The organism is Tenacibaculum sp. XPcli2-G, from assembly GCF_024124505.1.
GTDB classification, from domain to species: Bacteria; Bacteroidota; Bacteroidia; order Flavobacteriales; family Flavobacteriaceae; genus Polaribacter; species Polaribacter mesophilus.
Genome location: NZ_JAMXSH010000002.1, coordinates 514,833 through 535,525, shown reverse-complemented (window position 1 = coordinate 535,525; position 20,693 = coordinate 514,833). Strand labels below are relative to the sequence as shown.

Below are 20,693 nucleotides of genomic sequence, written 5' to 3'. Positions count from 1 at the left end.
TTATTTTTTAGTTAGATGAATGGTAGTACTTCGGTTTTCAAAAGAAATAGAAGTTGCTTCTACCGTTTCTCCCTTGTCTGGATTTAAAGAGAACAAAGCTCTAGAGAAAGGTGAGATAAAATGGTACTCAATTTTATTTCTAATGCCTCTACCACCATTGTTTAAATCAGCAACAGATAATTCTTTTAATGTTTGCATCACTGTGGGGTGAATATTTAGTGTAATATTTAATTGTTTTTGAATCCCCTTTATATTATTTTTCATCATCATATCAAAAATCATTTCACCAACATCTTTACGTATATAATCAAAAATAATAATGTTGTCTCCAATTCTATTGAGGAGTTCAGGTCGATTGAGTTCAAACTTAAAATAGCGCTCAATTTCATGTCGTACTTTCTTTTCAACAGTTTCAAAACTATCTTTATAAGTCACATTTGGTAATCGTTCACCAGTAGTTGAATTTTTATAAATTCCAAGGTTTGATGTGAAAATTATTAGAGTCTCAGAGAAATAAACGGTGTCTCCTCGTCCACTCGTAAGAACCCCATCATCTAGAATCTGAAGAAATTTATCTAATATTCTAGGGTGTGCCTTTTCAATTTCGTCAAATAAGACTACACTAAATGGTTTTTCTCTTATAGCATTGGTGAGTTCGCCACCAACATCGTAACCCACATATCCTGGAGGAGCACCGATTAACCGTTGATCGGAATGTTCAGCGCTGAACTCAGACATATCAAACCGAATATAGGCACTTTCATCACCAAATAATAAACTGGTTAAGGTTTTAGCTAATTCAGTTTTTCCAACACCAGTAGGCCCTGCTAAGAAAACTACACCTCTTGGGCGATTATTTCTTTTAGAATTACCCACTCCAGTGATGGCTCGCTTTACAATATCCATGATATGTTGTACAGAGTGATCTTGTCCAATAACACGTTCTTTAATAAAAGCTTCTCCGTTTTCAATTTTGCTGCGTTGAATTTTCATCCAAGGGTCTTCAGTCACACCAACTTTGTATCGCCGTACTGCATCTGCAATCATGGAAATTGGTATGTTTTCTGATCTTGCTAATTCTATAATTGCGACTAAGTCTAACAGTAATAAACCCTCGGTTTCTTCTACAAATTCGGTAACTATAGTATCTACATTAGTTTTATCTTTACTTAGGCTCTCCACAATCGGGTGAACCAATCTTCTACGAGCAATGTGATTAGGTTTTCCAATAGGTATGTGTCTTATTTTTGGATTGTTAACCACCATCCAGTCAGGTAAGTCTCCCTCTTTATCAACTAACCATATTACAATGTTGTAATACGGATTAGGAGGGTTACCGTAAGGTTTGGTTTCTGTAGTTTGAGATAAGATATGAGCTATACTAAAAGAATCGTGTTCTGCTTTTACCAAATTTTCAGGATTCATTAAAAACTGAGAAGCGAAATCGACAATCAACCCAATGGGTTCATCAGGATAGTGAATAATCTTTTGCAATACCGTATTAAAGGTTTGTAAATCGTTATAGATACCTTCTTGCTGAAGAGGAATTTGAAGTTTTTGAAAAAACACTTTTTTTTCATCTGAGTTTCCTGTAAAAAAGGGAATGTCAAAACCACTCAACGGGTTATAGTAAACTACATGTGTATACCCTATGTTTTTTAATTCAGAATCTATTACATTTTCTAATCGATGCCAACTGTAACTGCCAAAATCGTTCTCCAGTAACTGAAAATCCTTAATATTACCCGAAAGAAAAAATTGACTTTTTAAAGGAACAAACCTTCTAAAATCTTGTAGCCATCGAGGTTTGGTGTTATTCATTCTTGTTTTTGTTTTAACTCATTTATTACAATTTTTAAAGCGTTTAATGCTTAATCTAAATTAACTGTTATATATCGCTTAATTTGTTAATTAAAGTATCATAGCGTTTACTGTATTTAGATTGGAAACTTAATGAGCTGATTAATATTTTTATGTCTTGCAATTTTTTCTTCTTCCTTAACCTTACTCATTAACACACTTTCAATACTCTACTACCTGAGAAGTATCTCAAGAGTATGACTCATTGTTCTTTTCATACGATAAGGTTCCTAAGTATTTATTGGTCTTGTTTTAACATGACCAATTTAAAAATAAACAAATATATAATTACAAAAACGATTAAAGAAAATTAAAGAATATATAAGTTTTTTAAAAAAGTAAGTATTTATAAATCATGTTTAGTGAGGTGTTCAGCGGTAGATGCATAGTCTTACTTATATATCCTGATTTTTTGAAACTGAAATAAACCTTAATGCCTCTTAGATGATAGAATTTTGCAAGAATTTGTATTAAAAATAAAAATGTATGAGAACATTTTGATTTATTGTTAAAACTAAAAAACCCGAACAATTTTGTTCGGGTTTTTATCGTGGTGCCTCCAGGAATCGAACCAGGGACACAAGGATTTTCAGTCCTTTGCTCTACCAACTGAGCTAAGGCACCAGTCATAACTTAAAAAGTAACATCTTTAAAATAAAACTCGCAACTAATTTTACTAGTTTTATTGTGGTGCCTCCAGGAATCGAACCAGGGACACAAGGATTTTCAGTCCTTTGCTCTACCAACTGAGCTAAGGCACCAGTTGCTACTTTCGTTAAGCGGATGCAAATATACAATCGTTTTTTAATTATACAAAGTAAAAACTTTAAAAAAATGTAACGTAAATTTACAAGCTCTAAGAAATGAAATATGTACCTAATTATAGATGTAGGAAATACAAGAGTTAAAGTAGCTGTTTTTGAAATAGATACTATTAAAGAAGTCTTTACTTTTGAAAAAACAAATATAATTTCAGAGCTAAAAAAAATAATTTCAAATTTTTCAATTTCGAATAGTATTATATCGTCTGTAGCTAATTTTACAGATGAGGAAACGAAAAAAATAGCTGAACTTTTGAATCCGGTTTTTTTAGACTCAAATACCAAAGTTCCATTTAAGAACTTATATAAAACGCCAAAAACATTAGGGGTAGACAGGGTAGCATTGGCATCAGCAGCGATAAAAAAATATCCAAATAAAAATGTATTGGTACTAGATGCTGGTACTTGTATAACATATGAGTTTATCACAGATGAAGGAAATTATCTTGGAGGGGCTATTTCACCGGGGATAACTATGAGGTATAAGGCACTACATACTTTTACTTCTAAATTACCGTTATTAAAAGCAAAAGAATTAGAAAACTTTATTGGTACAGATACAGAAAGTTCAATTCATTCAGGGATTATCAATGGAGTTTGTAATGAAATAGACGGGATTATAGTACAATATCAAAAAAAATATCCACATTTAACAGTAGTTTTAACAGGAGGAGATACATATTTTTTGTCAAAACAATTAAAAAGTGTCATATTTGCCCATCCAAATTTTGTTTTGGAGGGGTTACATACTATTTTGATACACAATTTAGCGAATGATTAAGAGATTTATATTAGGAGTTTTTGTACTTACTTCATCAGTAATAATAGCACAAAGAAATAGTGCATCACCTTATTCTTATTTTGGTATTGGTGAGAGTTTTGAGGCAGTAACAGTAGAACAAGCTTCTATGGGAGGTATAGGTGTTGCAATGAAAGATTATCATCACCTAAATTTTACAAACCCAGCTTCAAATGCTGATTTAAAAGCAGCAACCTACGCAATAGGTGGTAGTTTGACTTTTTTAACAGTTAAAGAACAAAATGCTTCTCAAACAGGTAACTCAACAAACTTAAGATATATATCGTTAGGTTTTCCTGTAGGAAAAAATGCAGGTTTATCTATTGGTTTGCAACCTTTTTCATCTGTAGGCTACTCTTTGCTAAATGATGAAAATGCTGATAATGTTACTTTATTCACAGGTGAAGGAGGAGCCAATAAGATATATGCTAGTTATGGTATGTATGTTTATAAAGGCTTGTCTATTGGTGCTGAAGCGGGATTTATTTTTGGAAGCATAGATAATAGCGTTTTAAATCAAAGAGCAGATGTAGCATTAGCAACTAAACATGAAGAGTCTTTCAATTTAAGAGGAGGACAGTTTAAGTTAGGTATACAATATAAAACAGAACTTAAAAATAAACTACAACTATCTACAGGAGCATCATTTATTTTGTCTACAGATTTATCTGCTAAAGGATCTGAGAAAATGTATTCATTGTCATTTAATGGATCAGGGCAAGAAGTTCCTAGAAATGAACTATTCAATAGAACTTTAAATGGTAATATCAACATGCCTTTAAAAAGTATTTATGGTTTTGGTTTAGGAAAAGAAAATAAATGGTATGTAGGAATTAATCAAGAATTTCAAACAGCTTTAGAAAGTAATAGTGTTTTTATAGCAGATGGATCATCTCATAAATATGAAGATTCAAATAAATTTGCAATAGGAGGATATTTTATACCGAAAATAAATTCTATTTCAAGTTATTGGGATAGAGTTACTTATAGGGTAGGTTTGCGTTTTGAAGATACAGGATTGCTAGTTAAAACTACCGATAATTTTACTTCTGTGAAAGACTTTGGCATAAATGTTGGATTAGGATTACCGTTGCCAAGACAACTATCAAACGTTAATATAGGGTTTGAGTATGGGCAAAGAGGTACTACTAACAATAACTTAATAAAAGAAGACTACTTTAATGTAAGATTAAGTTTATCTTTAAATAGTATTAAGTGGTTCCAAAAAACACGAATAGATTAACATAAACTGAGAACGATGAAAAAAATTACGTATTTACTAACAGGATTATTTTTGTTTGTAGCCGTAAGTGGAGCGAAAGCGCAAGCAAGTCAAGAGTGTCATATTAAATACAATCTTTTTAAAGGAGATGCTACAACTAAAAAATATGACCAAGCAAAACCTAATTTAGAATACTTATTAGATAACTGTGCTACATTGTCTATTAACATATACAAGTATGGAGCAAAAGTTGCAGAGAACTTAAAAGATCCTGTTTTAGCTAAAAAAGTATATGAAACAAGATTAGCTAATTATCCAAAGAAAGGGGCAGCAAAAGCGCATAGTGATTACGCTGAGTTTTTAATAGATAATAAATTAGCTTCTGATGATGAAGTTTTTGAAATCTTAAAAAAGGCTTATGATATTTCTCCTAAAGATATGGGGGTAAAAAATATCTTTAGATACTTCCAAATGATAGCTGATAAGTATCAAGATACAAATCCACAAAAAGTATTTGATACTTATGATGATGTAATGGAATCGGTTGATGAAAAGCTGGAAGATTACAGTAAGAAGATAGCAAAGTTACAAGAGAAAGATTCTGTGGGTACTATTACATCAAGAGAAAAGAGTCTTTTAAGAGCATATACTATTAACTCTTCTTCATTAGGTCAAGTAGAAGGTGGTTTAGACGCTAAAATATCTAAGATAGCAACTTGCGAGAGATTAATACCTATTTATTCTAGAGATTTTGAAGAAAATAAAACTGATGGTGTTTGGTTAAAAAGAGCAGTATCAAGAATGTATAACAAAGAGTGTCAAACAGATCCTTTATTTGAAAAATTAGCAAACGAGTATGCTAAAGTAACACAGTCTGCAGATGCATATAACTTCTTAGCAGGAGTTTTGGCTAAAAATGGAGATAAAGGTGGAGCTGCTGAGATGAGAAAAAAAGCATTTGACTTAGAAACAGATCCATTTAAAAAAGCCAAGTATAAATTAAGAGAAGCCCAAAATGCTGGTGGAAGTAGAGGAAGAGCTTTAGCTTACGAAGCTTTGAAATACAATCCTAATATGGGTAAAGCATATTTGTTTATTGCAAGTTTATACCAAAGAAGCGCAAATTCATGTGGTAGCGACGAGTTTGAAAAAAGAATGGTATATGTAGCAGCCTTAAATAAAGCTTTAAAAGCACAAAAAGTTGATCCAGGATGTGGAGCAGGAAGATATATTTCTAGTTACAAAAAAAATGTACCATCTAAAAAGTTAATTTTCCAAAAAGGAATGTCTTCAGGTGCAAGTTATAGAGTAGGATGTTGGATTGGAGAAACTGTTCGTGTACCTTAATAGAAGTTAATGCTTAAAAGAGCAAAACATATATACAATAGCATTGCTACCATTTATTTGGTAGCAATGTTTTTTTCTTGTACTAATTCTAAAAAGGAGGTGCGAGATTTTCTTGCTGATAAAAATTTACCAGTAGGTTCGGCAGTAAATATTTATCATGTTCACAAAGATTCTGGAAGAATAAGTTCAAAAACAAAAGCACCTATTTTTTATGACTATTCAAATAGAAAAGAACACCCTTACAGTGAGTTTCCAAAAGGAATAGAAATAGTAACAATAGAAAAAAAAGGAGCAGATTCAACAACAATTTCTGGTAATTATGCATTAACCTATAATAAAACAAAAATATCTGAAATTAGAGGTAATGTTGTTATCACTAACCATAGCAATCAAACAAAATTAGAAACTAACCAGTTGTTTTGGGATCAAAAGGAGCATTATTTTTTTACAGAAGACGGTTTTCGATTTACAACACCTGAATCTGTAATTAATGGTTTTGGATTTGAGTCGAGCGAAGACTTAACTAAGTGGATAGCTAAAGATATTACTGGAGATGTAGAAACTACACAAAAAGATATATAATGAACATACTTTGGAAATATTTACAATACGGATACTTGATTATAGGAACAATCTTTTTTGTTGAAGGAATCTTTAAATGGAATTCAGACAGACAAGAAGCATTTATTATGTTTGGATTTGCTATCTTTATCATATTAATTTTCTTCTTCAAACGACACTTTAGAAGAAAAGTAGAAAAAAGAAACAAAGAACGTTAATGCAACCCGAACTCTTAATAATTCTTACTTCTATTTTATTTTCAGCCTTTTTTTCTGGGATGGAAATAGCCTTCATATCTGCAAATAAACTTCACATAGAGTTAGAAAAAAAGGGAGACGGTTTGCTCTCTAAAATTCTAACTAAGCTAACTGAAAAATCCTCAAAGTTTATTACCACTATGTTAGTAGGTAATAATGTAGCTTTAGTTATTTATAGTTACTTTATGGGAGAGCTGTTAATGAAATGGTTTCAATCTTTTTTACCATCAGATTATACGGTTGTAAACTATGTGTTATCAGACGTAAGTTTATTAACTCAAACCCTTATTTCGACTGTAATTATATTGGTAACAGCAGAGTTTTTGCCAAAAGCTATCTTTAGAATTTATGCAAACGAAATGCTAAAGTTCTTTGCACTACCAGCTTATATTTTTTATGTTATTTTTTATGGGGTTACATGGGTAATTACCAGGATATCAGATTTTTTTCTACATGTATTTTTTAGAACAAAAGAAGATGAAATTCAGACCGAATTTAGTAAAGAAGAATTAGGAAATTATATTTTAGAACAATTAGATTCAGGAAACGATGAAGAAGAAGTTGATTCAGAAATTCAAATATTTCAAAATGCATTAGAGTTTCATAAGGTTAAATCTCGTGAAATTATGGTGCCTAGGACAGAAATTGTTGCGGTTGATTTACACGAAACGGTAAGTAATCTCAAAAAAATGTTCATTACAACTGGGTTATCGAAAATCTTGGTTTATAAAAATTCATTAGATGATATTTTAGGGTATGTAAATGCCTTTGAGCTTTTTAAAAAACCACGTACTATTAAGTCGATTTTGTTACCAGTAGAGTTTGTTCCTGAGTCAATGATTATTAATGATGTACTTAATAATTTAATAAAAAAGCGTAAAAGTATTGCAGTTGTAGTTGACGAGTATGGAGGAACTTCAGGTATTATTACAGTTGAAGATATTGTAGAGGAGTTATTTGGAGAAATAGAAGATGAACATGATACGCAACAATTATTAGAAGAACGAATTAGTGAGTATGAATTTAATTTTTCTGCTCGTTTAGAGGTAGATTATTTAAATGAAGAACATGGTTTAGGAATTCCTAAAGAAGAAGCTTATGAAACCTTAGGAGGTTTTATTTTAAACCATACAGAAACAATACCATTACAAGATGAGGTATTAGATATAGAAAACTTCCAAATCAAAATTTTAAAAGTAAGTGCAACTAAGATTGATGAAATTTATTTTAAAGTAATTTACAAAGAAGATTAAGCTAGCCTCTTTTACTTAGAACTCCCTCAAAAACAGCGTAAAAAAACATTGCATTATTTAATGTGAAATTGTATTTTCGCACACTGTTAATAAAATAAATTACGTATGGCAATTTTATCGAAAATTAGAGAACGTTCAATGTTCTTAATTCTTGTAATTGGTTTAGCACTTTTTGCTTTTGTATTAGACCCTTCTACAATATCAGATTTTTTCAGCGCAAGTAAAGTAAACGAAATAGGTGAAGTAAATGGAGAAGCCATTTCTCGTCAAGAGTTTGCTGAAGCACTAGAAGCTTACAAAGCGCAAACAGGAAATAGTATGTCTGAGATGCAAGCAGCAAAGGCAGTATGGAATAATTTAATCCGTCAAAAAATATACAAAAAACAATTAGAAGAAGCCGGAATTACTGTAGGAGATGTAGATATTTTAAATGCCTTATATGAAACTCCTGTAGTTCAAAATGATGCTAGATTCCAAACTTCAGGTATTTTCGATAAAAACAAGTTAAAAGAACATTTAGCTACTATAAAAGAAGAAAATGGACAAGAATGGGCTGCATGGCAAAATTACATGGCTTCTATTAAAAGTAACATAGAAAAAACAACATACGACAACTTAGTAGCTGCTGGTTTAGGAGCTTCTTTAAAAGAAGGGGAGTCTAGATATTTAACTGAAAACACAAAAGTATCTGGTAGGTATGTATATGTACCTTATACAATAATTGCAGATAGCTTAGTAACTTTAAAGAAAAGCGATATTCAAAATTATATAAACCAACATCAAGATGCTTTTCAGGTTGAAGCTTCAAGAGACATTAACTTTGTAAAGTTTAATATAGAGCCTACTGAAGCTGATGAAGAAGCTATTAAAGCTAATGTAGCTAAATTAATTGAAGATTCTGAAGTAAACAATACTCCAGTTAAAGGATTAAAAAACACTACAAATTATAGCGAGTTTTTAGAAGAAAACGAATCTGATTTAAGATTAGATAATAATTATAAGTTTAAAGTACAAGTTCCTCAAGTAATTGCTGAAGAAGTTTTCAACGGAAAAGAAGGAGATGTTTTTGGACCATACAAAGATGCAGGATTCTTTAAGTTATCTAAAATTACTGAGGTAAAACAATTGCCAGATTCTGCACAAGCAAGTCATATTTTAATTCCTTTTGTTGGTTCTGCTAGTGCTGATGCAACGGTTGTTCAAACAGAAGAAGAGGCTAAGAAAACAGCTGATAGTTTATTAGCTGTTGTAAAAGCTGATAAATCTAAGTTTGCAGATTTAGCAAAAGAAATGTCATCAGATAAAGGTTCTGCTGAAGAAGGAGGATTCTATGATTGGTTTGCTTATAACAGAATGGTACCATCATTCAGAGACTTTGTTTTTGAAGGTAATGAAGGTGATATGGGAGTTGTAAAATCTCAATTCGGATTCCACGTAATTAAAATTGATGGACAAAAGAACTTCCAGCCAGTAGTTAAATTAGCTACTTTTGGACGTAAGATTGAAGCTTCAGAAGAAACAGAAAATGCAGTATTCCAAAATGCAGAAACATTTGCTTTAGAATTAGCTAATGGAAAAGCTTTTGAAGAAGCTGTAAAAGAAAAAAACTTAACTTCACTACCAGCAGTAGGATTAAAATCTTTAGATGAAAACGTACCAGGAGTTGGTAACGAAAGACAAATTATTACTTGGGCTTTTGAACCAGAGACTGAAGAAGGAAGTTACAAGCGTTTTGATGTTGAAGGAGGATATATTGTAGCGGTACTAACAGCAAAAACAGCTAAAGGTTTAATGCCTGTTGATAAGGCAATTACTTCTGTTCGTCCTATATTAACGAACGAAAGAAAAGCCAAAATGATTGAAGATAAGATGAGCGGAGCTACTTTAGAAGAAATCGCAAAATCTGTGAGTCAGTCAGTGAGAGCAGCAACCGATGTAAACTTACAATCACCAACAATTTCAGGTGTAGGATTTGAGCCTAAAGTAGTAGGAGCAATGATGAACGCTAAAGAAAACAAGGTGGTTAAAAATGTTGCAGGAGATAAAGGTGTATTTGCTTTTGTAGTAGAAAAGAGAGAAGAGCCAACAGCATTACCTAACTATGACACATATAGAAAGCGTATTGTTGCTGAAAGACAGAATAAGACATTTCAAATGTATGAGGCGGTTAAAAAAGCGTCTGAAATTGAAGATAACATGAGTTCTTTTTACGGAATTCAATAAGAAATAACGTCATACCAATAAAAAAATCCCGAACTATTCAGTTCGGGATTTTTTATATGGTGATTTTGATAAAGTTTACCCAAATCCGTTTATAATCCATATTCTCTTTAAAATTTTCTATCATGAACTCTCTTTCATATATAATTCTTTTTTTTAAGTAACACTTGCCATTAACATAAATTGTTATTTTCTTACTTAAGTCAACCATTTCTGGAGAAAGATTAATTCTAAAAGATTTGATTCGAGAAGTTTTAATGGTGAAGGTATTGTTTTGGTATGAAGCAATTATTTTTCCTGATTTTCTTGGAAAGTCAAAGGCTTTTTTATCTACAATTTTTTCTATTAAGCTATCTTTTTCATTATATGTAAGCCACTTTTTAATGTCAAAATTTAAATTATTATGCCAAGAGGTTTTCTTTTGTAAAGTGTCAAGTTGTATGTTAGTTAACCAATCAATACTTCCATAATTATTATCATCAAACTCCCAAGTTATTTTTCTTGGATGAGGATTTCTTTTCCTTTTCATTAAATCTGAAAAAAGAATTTTATAAGCAGACTCAGAAGCATCAAATTGAGGAAACCAATGAGGATAACCATTATATCGATAATCCTTATAATCTGCGGCTATACTTTTCATTAACTTAACTAAATTATCATTAGCGTTTGGAGGATAATAGTAATCTTGGTCGGTAGAAAAATTAATGAATGAACGATTTAATATGTTTTCAATATAAGTTCCACCCGTATACACTTTTGGTTCAGTATTAAAACCATAAAATCCAGCAAATATATTAGGCTGTTTCATTAAATATGAAAATGCCCCAGTGGCTCCATTTGAATGTCCAGAAATAAAAATTTTATCATCGTTTATATTGATAGCTTTTTTTAATTGTCTTACAATTGAAGGCACCATAAAAAAACCAGCATCAGAGGTCATCCAATTATACTTTTTGTTTCCTTTAGGAAAAATTAAAATAACATTATTTTTATCTGCATACTTTGTATAATATCTGTTCCAATACTTTAGGTTTTTCTTTGTTTCAAAGTCAGAAAGTTTAGTATGTCTTACAGCTCCATGTAAAAAAATAAGGACAGGATATTCTTTTTTAGGAGTATAGTTTTGGGGTAAATGAACGTAATAAGATGTTTTTAAAGAATCGTTTATTTTAAAGCTTATAGAATAACTTTGTTGTTGTTTTGTTATATAGGGATTAAATTCTTTTAAATATTTAAAAAGTGTTTCGCTCTTTAAGGTTTCAGGAATACTTATTTTTAAAGTATTGAAAAACTCTACTTCTGATTTTTTTAGATTACTAAAGAATTTAGTTTTTCTTTTTAAAGCCTTAGTTTTTAATTTTGTCCATCTTTTGTCGTTTTGAATATTTTTGTAATCTTCATCTGCATATTCACCAACAACATAGTCCCAACCAGGATAACCGTCTTCATCTTCTATTAATTCAGATAGAGGAGTTAAGTATTTGAAAGCTTTATTATTTTGTTTTAAATCAGCAGCAATAATAGAAGAATAGTATAATTCAGTATCGGTAATACTATCAGGAAACTTTTCAAAAGCTTTTTCAAATAAGCTTAATGCTTTTTTGTAAGAGGTAGTGTCTTTTGAAGTATTCATTGTTTTCATAGCTTTTTTTACTAGTTCAGAATATGTGGTCTGAGCATTAGTTGATATAAAAGCTAAAAAGAAGAAGGTGTAAAATAGTAATTTCATTATTGTTTTTTTTACAAATGTAATTGCAAAAAAGAAATGAAACTTGTAAAAATGGGACGGTAGCTATTTTAAATGCCAAAAAGTATCTTCATTACCAAGTTGTGTTCCTTTTTTTATAAGGTTTTTAGGGGAACTTAAAGTAAGGCTCTTGAAAAGTTTAGTAAGGTGTGATTGATCAAAATAATTGAACTCATGTGCCAAAGAAGTAAAACTTTGTTCCGAATCGATTAAGAGTTTTTTTTCTAAAGTTTTTCTAAAAAGTACAATTTTGTTGAACTTTTTGACTGAAACACCAAAATGAGAATTAAAAAGTCTATTTAAGTGCCTTCTACTCACGTTTAATTTAGAAGCTAAACATTCAATAGTTATAGTATCAAAATTGTTAAAAATTACCTCGATAGCATTATTTAAAATAGTATTGTTATAGGCTACATATCTACGAAATAAAAATTGGTCTAATAATCCTGTAATAGTGTTAATATTTTGTGAGCTAAACAGAGCGTTAAGTTCAAGTTCAGAAAAGAAATTGAATTTTGTTATAAAATATGTAAAAGATAACCCCCTATAAAATTGATGAATACCCAAAGGGTTGAAAATTATTACAATTCTATGTACTTTACCAATTTGTGTGACATTAAAAATATTTTCTCTTAAAGGAGTGAAAATTTGAAGAGGATTAGTATCATTTTTAAAAACTATTTTTCCAATTTCAGGACTAAAATGTGAGTTGTAAAGAGAGATGGAATTATTGAAATGTGGATAGCAATCAAACTCTATTTTTTTATTTTGTGGTTTTACATCCAAATAATAATAATGGACATGTTGTGCTATTATAGGGTTTTTTGGTCTAAAAGTTTCAAAGACATTATTCATTAATTATAAGTTAGGTGTTTTCTGTCTATATTTTTATAAAAAAGACGAATTTAGTAAAACTTAGAAAAGTTAGCCAATTGAAGTAAAGTAAAAAAGCAACCTCATACGAGATTGCTTTTTAAAGTATGTTTAAAGCTTTTTTATTAAGCGTTTAATGGTTTACCATCCCAAGCTGCTTTCGCTGCTTCTTTTACAGCTTCAGAGTAGGTTGGATGTCCATGACAAATACGAGCTAAATCTTCCGCAGAAGCTCTGTATTCCATTGCTACAGCTGCTTCCATAATCAAGTCAGCAACACGAGCACCTACCATGTGAACTCCTAATACTTCATCAGTGTTTTTATCAGCCAATACTTTTACAAATCCGTCTAAATCTCCACTTGCACGAGAACGTCCTAATGCACGCATTGAGAATTTTCCAGACTTATAATCAATACCAGCATCTTTTAATTCTTGTTCAGTTTTACCAACAGCCGCTACTTCTGGCCATGTGTAAACAATACCAGGAATTAAGTTATAGTCAATATGAGGTTTTTGTCCAGCTAAATATTCAGCAACCACAACACCTTCTTCTTCTGCTTTATGCGCTAACATAGCTCCACGAACTACATCACCAATTGCATAAATGTTAGAAACATTAGTTTGTAAATGATCATTTACTTCAACCATTCCTCTTTCAGTAACTTTTACACCCGCTTTTTCTAAAGCTAATCCTTCAGTATACGGACGACGACCTACAGAAACTAAACAGTAATCTCCGGTGAAAGTAACCTCTTCACCTTTTTTATTAGTAGCTTTTACTACAACCTCGTCACCATTTCTTTCAACAGAAGTAACTCCATGGCTAGCATTAATTTTCATTCCTTGTTTCTTTAAAACTTTAGTCAGTTCTTTAGAAACATCTTTATCCATGGTTGGAGTAATCGTAGGAGCGTATTCGATAACAGTTACCTCAGCACCTAAACGCTTGTAAACAGAACCTAACTCTAAACCAATAACACCACCACCAATAACTAATAAGTGCTTAGGAACTTCAGGAAGTTTTAAAGCTTCTGTAGAAGTAATTACACGCTCTTTATCAATAGTAATAAATGGTAAAGAAGATGGTTTAGAACCAGTAGCTATAATAATGTTAGTACCTTCAATTACTTCTTCAGTACCATCATTTTTAGTGATTTTTACGTGCGTAGCATCTTCAAAAGATCCTAAACCTCCGTAAACTTCAATATTATTTTTATCCATTAAATATTTGATACCTCCAGTTGTAGTTTCTACTACATTTGCTTTACGAGCTACCATTTTTCCGAAGTCAAAAGAAGGTTTCTCTACAGAGATACCGTGCTCTTCGAAATGATTTACTGCATCATAGTAATGGTGTGAAGAATCTAATAAAGCTTTTGAAGGAATACATCCAACATTTAAACAAGTTCCACCTAAAGTTGAGTATTTTTCAATGATAGCAACTTTAGAACCTAATTGAGCGGCTCTGATAGCAGCGATATATCCTCCTGGACCAGAACCAATAACGATTAAATCGTATTTCATGAGTTGTGTTTTATAATTTCATCTATTTATATTGCACAATGTCCATTACTAATAGTTCAACTATTTGTGTTTATGTTAACCATTGTTTGCAATTGCCCATTTTGGGCTTTCGTAAAAATGAAGTACAAAAGTACAATTATTTGTCGATAAAATTAGTTTTCATATCTTTAAAACTTAAACGCATTGTATGAAAATTTTAAAAAAAATAATCATAGTTTTATTACTATTGTTAGTAATAGTACAATTTTTTCAACCAGAAAAAAATGAAGGAGAAATTACTTCTGTTCAGTATTTTATAGAAGAAACCAAGCCAAATGATGCAGTGCATAAAATTTTAAAAACGGCTTGCTTTGATTGTCATAGTAACTCAACACGTTATCCTTGGTATAGCAGTATTACGCCTGTGAATTATTGGTTGGCAGATCATGTAAATCACGGAAAAGAAGAATTGAATTTTTCTGAATGGGCTACCTATTCTTTAAAAAGAAAGGAACACAAAATGAAAGAGGTTTGGGAAGAAGTTGAAAAAGGAAAAATGCCATTAGATTCATATACTTGGATGCATGCCGATGCTCGTTTGTCTAAAGAAGAAGTACAACAAATCACTGAGTGGGCAAAAAGCGTTCAAAATAACTACCAAACGCAATTAGCGAACTAAATTAATGCAACAACTTTTAATTATTGGGTATGTTTGGATAGAAAAAACAACAGGAGCTGGTAACCGAATGTTACAGCTAATTGATGTTTTTAAAAATCATAATTATACCATTACTTTTGCCACACCAGCTCAAAAAACTGAAAACTCTTTAAACTTAGCTGAATTAGGAATTGAAGAAAAATCTATCGAATTGAATTCAAGTTCTTTTGATAATTTTATTATGGAACTTCAACCTGATGTTGTGTTGTTCGATCGTTTTATGATGGAAGAACAATTCGGTTGGCGTGTTGCAGAACATTGCCCGAAAGCTTTACGGGTTTTAGATACAGAAGATTTACACTTTTTACGTAAAACACGCCATAAACAATTAAAAAAAGGAAAACAATTTTCAACAGAAGCTTTGTTGAAATCGGATGAAGCAAAGAGAGAAATAGCTGCTATTTTACGTTGTGATATGAGCCTGATTATTTCAGCTTATGAAATCCAGATTTTGAAGGAAGTTTTTAAGATTGATAAAGCTTTGTTATATCATTTACCTTTTTTGTTGGATACAATAGATGCTGAAACTACTCAGAAATGGAAATCTTTTGAAGAACGAAAACATTTTGTGTTTATAGGTAACTTTTTTCATGCTCCAAATGTTGATGCTGTTTTGCAATTAAAAACAATATGGAAGCAGATCAGAAAACAACTACCCAAAGCAGAAGTACATATTTACGGAGCCTATGTTACGCAACAAATTCAACAATTGCATAAACCAAAAGAAGGATTTATAATTAAAGGTTTTGCAGAAGATGCGCTCGAAGTAGTTAAAAATGCTAGAGTCGTGTTAGCTCCCATTCGTTTTGGTGCGGGAATTAAAGGAAAGTTAACCGAAGCAATGGAATGTGGAACTCCAAGTGTTACTACTTCGATAGGAGCAGAAGGAATGTATGACAACTTACCTTGGAACGGATTTATAGAAGATAATTTTGAGAAGTTTGCTAATAAAGCTATAGAGCTATATACTTATGATATTCTTTGGAAAAAGTCTCAACAAAAAGGTATAGAAATAATTAATTCACTATATGATAAAGACAAGTTAGGTGTTTCTTTTATTAGGGGGATTAAAAAAATCCAAGAAAATTTTGAAATACATCGTACACAAAATTTTCTTGGAAGTTTGTTGCAACATCAAACCTTACAGACTACTAAGTTTATGAGCAAGTGGATTGAAGAGAAGAATAAAAAATAGAACTTATTCAATTTTAATATCTACAGAGGTTCTACTTTGCCATCCAGTAACATCAATTACAGAAATTTGACAATGGTAATCACCAGAATCAATATCAGTAGGAATTGTAATGTTTTGTGCTATTTCATATTCTTTAAGATTATTATCAATTGCGTAATTTTCCATAAAAATTAAAGGAGAAACAGGATCTTTTACAGGAGACAATTCACAATTAGAACCTTGGTCATCGTGCGTGTGATGATCAAAATTATGGTGGATATCAATAGCATAAGTGGCCAAAGCTATGTTGTCAGACACTTTTACACGTATTGTGTACTCTTTTCCTTTTTCTAATACAGCACACGATTTAGGAAACCCTTCGTTGTAATTTATGGTAATAGTTGGTTTTTCAGTATCTGGTTCTTCAGAATCACTACTACAACCAAAGTTTACCAAAGTTAAGAAGAGTAAAGCGCTTGTTATTTTTAATAATTTCATGGTAGTTTATTATTTATAAAAGACTATTTGAGAAAATCAAGTAGTCTTTAATTAGTTATAATTATTTTATTTCAAGAGGAATAGACAGCTTTACTGTTTCACTTTCACCACTTTCTTTAGCGTAAATGTTTAACCAGTAGTTTCCTACAGGAGCTCCAGGAATTAAATCGTAGTGATAATGTATGTGTGGGTTTTTAACTCCTTCATATAAATTTTTAGGTAAAACAGTAATTACTTTGTCCCACTTTCCAACTTCAACATTCTGTCCTTCTCTCCATTCTTCGAACCAAAACTCATATTTAATTTCAGTAACAGTATTATTACCAGAAACATATTCAAATTCTGTGTGTAACTCATCTTTTCCAAAAGCGATTGAGTTGTTCTCACCAATTTCTAAGTCTTTAAATTTTTGAATGATATGTAACTTTTTAGTAATAGCACTTTTAGTTCCGTCTTCATGTTCAATAGTAATTTTGAATTTATAAATCCCTTCAGCAGGTGTAAAAGAAGGAGTGTACTTGTTCTCTTCATCAAAATATACATGGTAATGTATGTGAGGGTTTAATTGGCCTTCATATCGGTCAACAGGTACTAAATGGTTTTTTAACTCCCAAATTAGTTCACCGTTTTTAACTTTTGGAACATCGTAAGCTTCTACGTCAAAATAAATTTTAGAAACTTTGCTAGTACCCTCATAACCAAATTCAATATGAACATCTATGTTCGATTGTGGTAAAACAAAATCAGAATTACCTAACTCCAAGCCTTTGAAATTTTCTGTATTAATATTTTCATCAAAAGTATCTGGGATGTTATCTTCATCACTACAAGAAATGATTAAAAGACTTACGAAAAATAAGATTGCTGATTTAAATGTGTTTTTCATGATTAAAAAAATTAAATAATTAAAATGTTTGTATAATTGTTATTGAAAAGTTTCTTCCAGGTTCAGGAACCTCTATCAGTCTGTAGAAGCTTGTATGGTCGAATACTTTGTTGTTTAAAATATTATTTAGCCTACCTTGAATTTTAAGAGGCTGCTTTTTTGAGAAAAGATCTACACTAGTATGTAAACCGATGTTAAATAAAGAATACCCTCCTGTAGTTTTTTCAGGAGGAACAATATTGTTTTGATCTGAAACTAATCGTACACTAGAGAATATTTTAGTCTCTCCAAAAGTAGACCAAGGATTCAATGTGTATTCAAGCGAAACAACTCCTGTTAATGGAGGGGAAAAAGGAAGTGTGAAGTTTTTCTTTTTTCCACTTAACTGTCTTGCTTTTACATATTCTAAAGAACCTGTAATAGATAATTTATCAATAGGTTCATATTGCGCCATAATTTCGCCACCATATCTAAAAACACGACTTTGATTGTATTGATACTTCTGAAGTGTTTCGTAATACTCTGACGTTGGACTTAAATAAATATAATTATCAAAATAATTGACAAATGGCGTGATTTGAATAGATCCTCTACTAAAGTTAGTTTTAAACTCTCCATCTATTTGATAAGAACTTTCAGGTTCTAAGTCAAGACTTCCTTCTTCGTATCGATACATGTGATAGTTTACTCCGTCTGAAGCCAATTCGTTTGCCAGTGGAATTCTAAAACTCTTGCCTATATTTATTTTATATGATGTATTTTTAAGTCCATAACTTAATCCAGCTGAAGCACTAAAACTTCCAAAAGTTAAGCTCTTTCTTTTTGAACGCTGTAGTTGTTGCTGAGTAGTGTTTCCGTTTTCGTCAGTAACAGGAGATAAAAACCACTCGTAATATGGCTGTGTTTTTATTATACCATAATCGTAACGTACACCACCATCTAAATATAATTTGTCGTTGAGTTTTATTTGATCGTACACAAAAGCCCCAGCTGTAAAACGAGTATATTCAGGAATAAGAAACCCCCAACCATCAATAGTATTATCTTGATACTCTAAATTAACACCTGTAGTAACTTTATGTTTATTAAAGTTATGTAATTGACTTTTTACATTAAGACTATAGGTATTCTTTTTAAATAAGCGTTCCATTGTAGATGACGGCTTGGGCATATAACCATGTGGAACAGGTTCTGAGTGTTCTTCGCGATGATTATTTTGAAACCCAAGCTCAACATCTAACGTATAATTGGGGAATAGAAAACTGGTATTATTTGTTATTTTAAAATGATTGACCTTATGATATGGTAAATCAATATCTCTATTGTCAACATCGTAGTCTATTTTAGAAGTTCTCACTTCCAGACCATGAGCATTAGCGAAAAAACCGTTTTTAGAATTAACATTACTAAAAGAAGTTATAGAGCTTATATTATCAGATACATAACCTATAGAAACTCCAACATTATGATTAAATCCTGCTGTATTACGTAAGTAATTTTTATGCAAATCAAAAATGTAATTATCGTACGTTATTTTTTTGGTAGGAACTTTATAATCGCCATAATCTTCATGAGTTATTCTAGCTTTGTAATACCAATGATTATAACGTTGTTTAACACCTAAAGAAACTCCATAAAAATCGTTGTTACTTCTATTGGTAAGGTTTAGTTCACCAGCAAAGGAATTAACATCAGGTAGTAAATTGTTTTTCAGGCTAATTACACCCGATATTGCATCTGAACCATAGAGTAGAGAAGCAGCTCCTTTAGTAACTTCTATATTGTCAATATTATATTGGTCTATTTCTAAACCATGATCGGCTCCCCATTGTTGTGCTTCGTGTTTTATACCGTTTTCAACAACAACAACTCTATTAAAACCTAAACCTCTAATGGTAGGTTTGGATTGACCAGAACCTATAGTTATTGTACTAACTCCTGGTATGTCTTTAAGAGTTTGCATTAAACTATTATCCCTGTTTTTCTCTAAAAAATCAACATCAATCCTTTGTGTGTTGCTAGAGAACTTTGTTAGTGTTTTTTTAGGGTTTTGTGCAATAACCACCTCATTTAATACTGAATTGTCTTGTATTAGAGGAATAACTATTACTGAATTAGTAGGAGAAATACTTTCTTTATAAGTAACATACCCAACATGAGTAACAGTTAAGAGGTATTCTTTGTTTAAAAGTTTAAAAAAAGTACTACTTCCTCTAGTGTTTGTGTATGCGTGCTTTGAACCGATACTCACGTGAGCATTGGGTAACTCACTTTGTGTTGTTGCATCAATAACCTTAATAGTAACAGAATTAGTGTTCTGACCAAAAAGAATAGTATGAAACAATACACAAAATAAAGCACCTAAGCTTTGTTTTGTCATTGTAAATAGAATTAAACGAATTGTAGTAGTTGAACTGTAAGCGCTCAACTATTGATTAAATAATATAGAACAGATAGTTAACTAATAGAAAAAGTAAGTGGTAAATACAGTACAGACTTAGTAGGTTTATATGCATATATATTTACAACAATTCTTAATACAAGAAAGTTAAGTATGTTCTAAATTTAGTATGTTATGAGTAAGTTGGAGGTCCTCTAAGCTTTCTATTCAGACATTGGTAAGAAGGTAAGATAATTGACTTGTAATTATCTACTATCGTCTTGCTAGGAAGAATAGCTAAAGCTGGTGAGAAATTTTGTGTAGGTACATCAAAAGAAGCAAAAGAAAAATAACAAATATCACAATGGTCGTTTACTGATTCGTGTAAGTGAGTAGATTTTTCTTTACAGTTATGGTGGTGTGCTTCATTATCATGATGATGAGTAGCTTTTATAAGAATAGGAAGCATAAGAAGAACCACCAATGATAAAGAGGTGATTTTACGAAATATGCTATTTTTATATAAGCTCATTTTTTATAACTGATAAATGGCAAAAATAAATGCTTGTTGT

Annotated in this window: 17 protein-coding genes and 2 tRNA genes; 9 read left to right on the top strand and 10 right to left on the bottom strand. The window is 31.2% G+C overall.

Translation table 11 applies throughout. The annotated features are described in order from the left end of the window. The 3 genes from NH341_RS07110 to NH341_RS07100 form a co-directional block, all read right to left on the bottom strand. Complete coding sequence (locus NH341_RS07110) at positions 1 to 1,821, bottom strand: AAA family ATPase (RefSeq protein ID WP_253056218.1); 1,821 nt, start codon at positions 1,819 to 1,821, stop codon at positions 1 to 3. Positions 1,822 to 2,411: 590 nt separating this feature from the next. Then, positions 2,412 to 2,484: transfer RNA gene (locus NH341_RS07105), tRNA-Phe, on the bottom strand. Positions 2,485 to 2,548: 64 nt separating this feature from the next. Continuing rightward, positions 2,549 to 2,621: transfer RNA gene (locus NH341_RS07100), tRNA-Phe, on the bottom strand. Between the two features lie 109 nt (positions 2,622 to 2,730). Here NH341_RS07100 and NH341_RS07095 point away from each other — a divergent pair. The 7 genes from NH341_RS07095 to NH341_RS07065 all read left to right on the top strand — a co-directional run bounded on the left by NH341_RS07095 (position 2,731) and on the right by NH341_RS07065 (position 10,343). Further along, positions 2,731 to 3,462 (top strand): type III pantothenate kinase, encoded by a 732-nt coding sequence (locus tag NH341_RS07095; protein WP_047788529.1) that lies wholly within the window; start codon positions 2,731 to 2,733, stop codon positions 3,460 to 3,462. Next, positions 3,455 to 4,723, top strand: a complete 1,269-nt coding sequence (locus tag NH341_RS07090) for a hypothetical protein (protein ID WP_253056215.1) — start codon at positions 3,455 to 3,457, stop codon at positions 4,721 to 4,723. The genes NH341_RS07095 and NH341_RS07090 overlap by 8 nt, the downstream gene beginning before the upstream one ends. Positions 4,724 to 4,738: 15 nt before the next feature. Further along, on the top strand, positions 4,739 to 6,049 hold the full coding sequence (locus tag NH341_RS07085) for a hypothetical protein (RefSeq protein WP_047788527.1): 1,311 nt from the start codon (positions 4,739 to 4,741) through the stop codon (positions 6,047 to 6,049). 9 nt (positions 6,050 to 6,058) lie between these two features. Then, positions 6,059 to 6,631, top strand: a complete 573-nt coding sequence (gene lptC / locus NH341_RS07080) for an LPS export ABC transporter periplasmic protein LptC (RefSeq protein WP_047788526.1) — start codon at positions 6,059 to 6,061, stop codon at positions 6,629 to 6,631. Then, on the top strand, positions 6,631 to 6,828 hold the full coding sequence (locus NH341_RS07075; RefSeq protein ID WP_253056213.1) for a hypothetical protein: 198 nt from the start codon (positions 6,631 to 6,633) through the stop codon (positions 6,826 to 6,828). The genes lptC and NH341_RS07075 overlap by 1 nt, the downstream gene beginning before the upstream one ends. Beyond that, positions 6,828 to 8,120 (top strand): hemolysin family protein, encoded by a 1,293-nt coding sequence (locus tag NH341_RS07070; protein WP_253056212.1) that lies wholly within the window; start codon positions 6,828 to 6,830, stop codon positions 8,118 to 8,120. The genes NH341_RS07075 and NH341_RS07070 overlap by 1 nt, the downstream gene beginning before the upstream one ends. Before the next feature lie 105 nt (positions 8,121 to 8,225). Next, positions 8,226 to 10,343, top strand: a complete 2,118-nt coding sequence (locus tag NH341_RS07065) for a peptidylprolyl isomerase (RefSeq protein WP_253056211.1) — start codon at positions 8,226 to 8,228, stop codon at positions 10,341 to 10,343. A 52-nt stretch (positions 10,344 to 10,395) separates the two neighbouring features. Here the strand turns inward: NH341_RS07065 and NH341_RS07060 are convergent, their stop codons facing one another. From NH341_RS07060 to lpdA, 3 genes are all read right to left on the bottom strand, one after another. Then, positions 10,396 to 12,069, bottom strand: coding sequence for an alpha/beta hydrolase-fold protein (locus NH341_RS07060; RefSeq protein ID WP_253056209.1), 1,674 nt, complete (start codon positions 12,067 to 12,069; stop codon positions 10,396 to 10,398). A 63-nt stretch (positions 12,070 to 12,132) separates the two neighbouring features. Further along, positions 12,133 to 12,942, bottom strand: coding sequence for an AraC family transcriptional regulator (locus NH341_RS07055; protein ID WP_159613465.1), 810 nt, complete (start codon positions 12,940 to 12,942; stop codon positions 12,133 to 12,135). 143 nt (positions 12,943 to 13,085) lie between these two features. Further along, complete coding sequence (gene lpdA, locus NH341_RS07050; RefSeq protein WP_253056207.1) at positions 13,086 to 14,486, bottom strand: dihydrolipoyl dehydrogenase; 1,401 nt, start codon at positions 14,484 to 14,486, stop codon at positions 13,086 to 13,088. 187 nt (positions 14,487 to 14,673) lie between these two features. Here lpdA and NH341_RS07045 point away from each other — a divergent pair, with 187 nt between their 5' ends. Next, a complete protein-coding gene (locus tag NH341_RS07045; RefSeq protein WP_159613469.1) occupies positions 14,674 to 15,144 on the top strand; it encodes a heme-binding domain-containing protein in 471 nt (156 codons plus the stop codon). Positions 15,145 to 15,148: 4 nt separating this feature from the next. Further along, on the top strand, positions 15,149 to 16,378 hold the full coding sequence (locus NH341_RS07040) for a glycosyltransferase (protein ID WP_253056206.1): 1,230 nt from the start codon (positions 15,149 to 15,151) through the stop codon (positions 16,376 to 16,378). Between the two features lie 3 nt (positions 16,379 to 16,381). Here the strand turns inward: NH341_RS07040 and NH341_RS07035 are convergent, their stop codons facing one another. The 4 genes from NH341_RS07035 to NH341_RS07020 form a co-directional block, all read right to left on the bottom strand. After that, positions 16,382 to 16,855: a DUF4625 domain-containing protein gene (locus NH341_RS07035; protein WP_167713203.1), complete on the bottom strand. Its 474-nt coding sequence runs from the start codon at positions 16,853 to 16,855 to the stop codon at positions 16,382 to 16,384. 61 nt (positions 16,856 to 16,916) lie between these two features. Next, positions 16,917 to 17,741, bottom strand: coding sequence for a hypothetical protein (locus tag NH341_RS07030; protein ID WP_253056204.1), 825 nt, complete (start codon positions 17,739 to 17,741; stop codon positions 16,917 to 16,919). A 19-nt stretch (positions 17,742 to 17,760) separates the two neighbouring features. Further along, on the bottom strand, positions 17,761 to 20,121 hold the full coding sequence (locus NH341_RS07025; protein ID WP_253056202.1) for a TonB-dependent receptor domain-containing protein: 2,361 nt from the start codon (positions 20,119 to 20,121) through the stop codon (positions 17,761 to 17,763). 193 nt (positions 20,122 to 20,314) lie between these two features. Beyond that, complete coding sequence (locus tag NH341_RS07020; protein ID WP_047788517.1) at positions 20,315 to 20,653, bottom strand: hypothetical protein; 339 nt, start codon at positions 20,651 to 20,653, stop codon at positions 20,315 to 20,317. Positions 20,654 to 20,693: the final 40 nt, after the last annotated feature.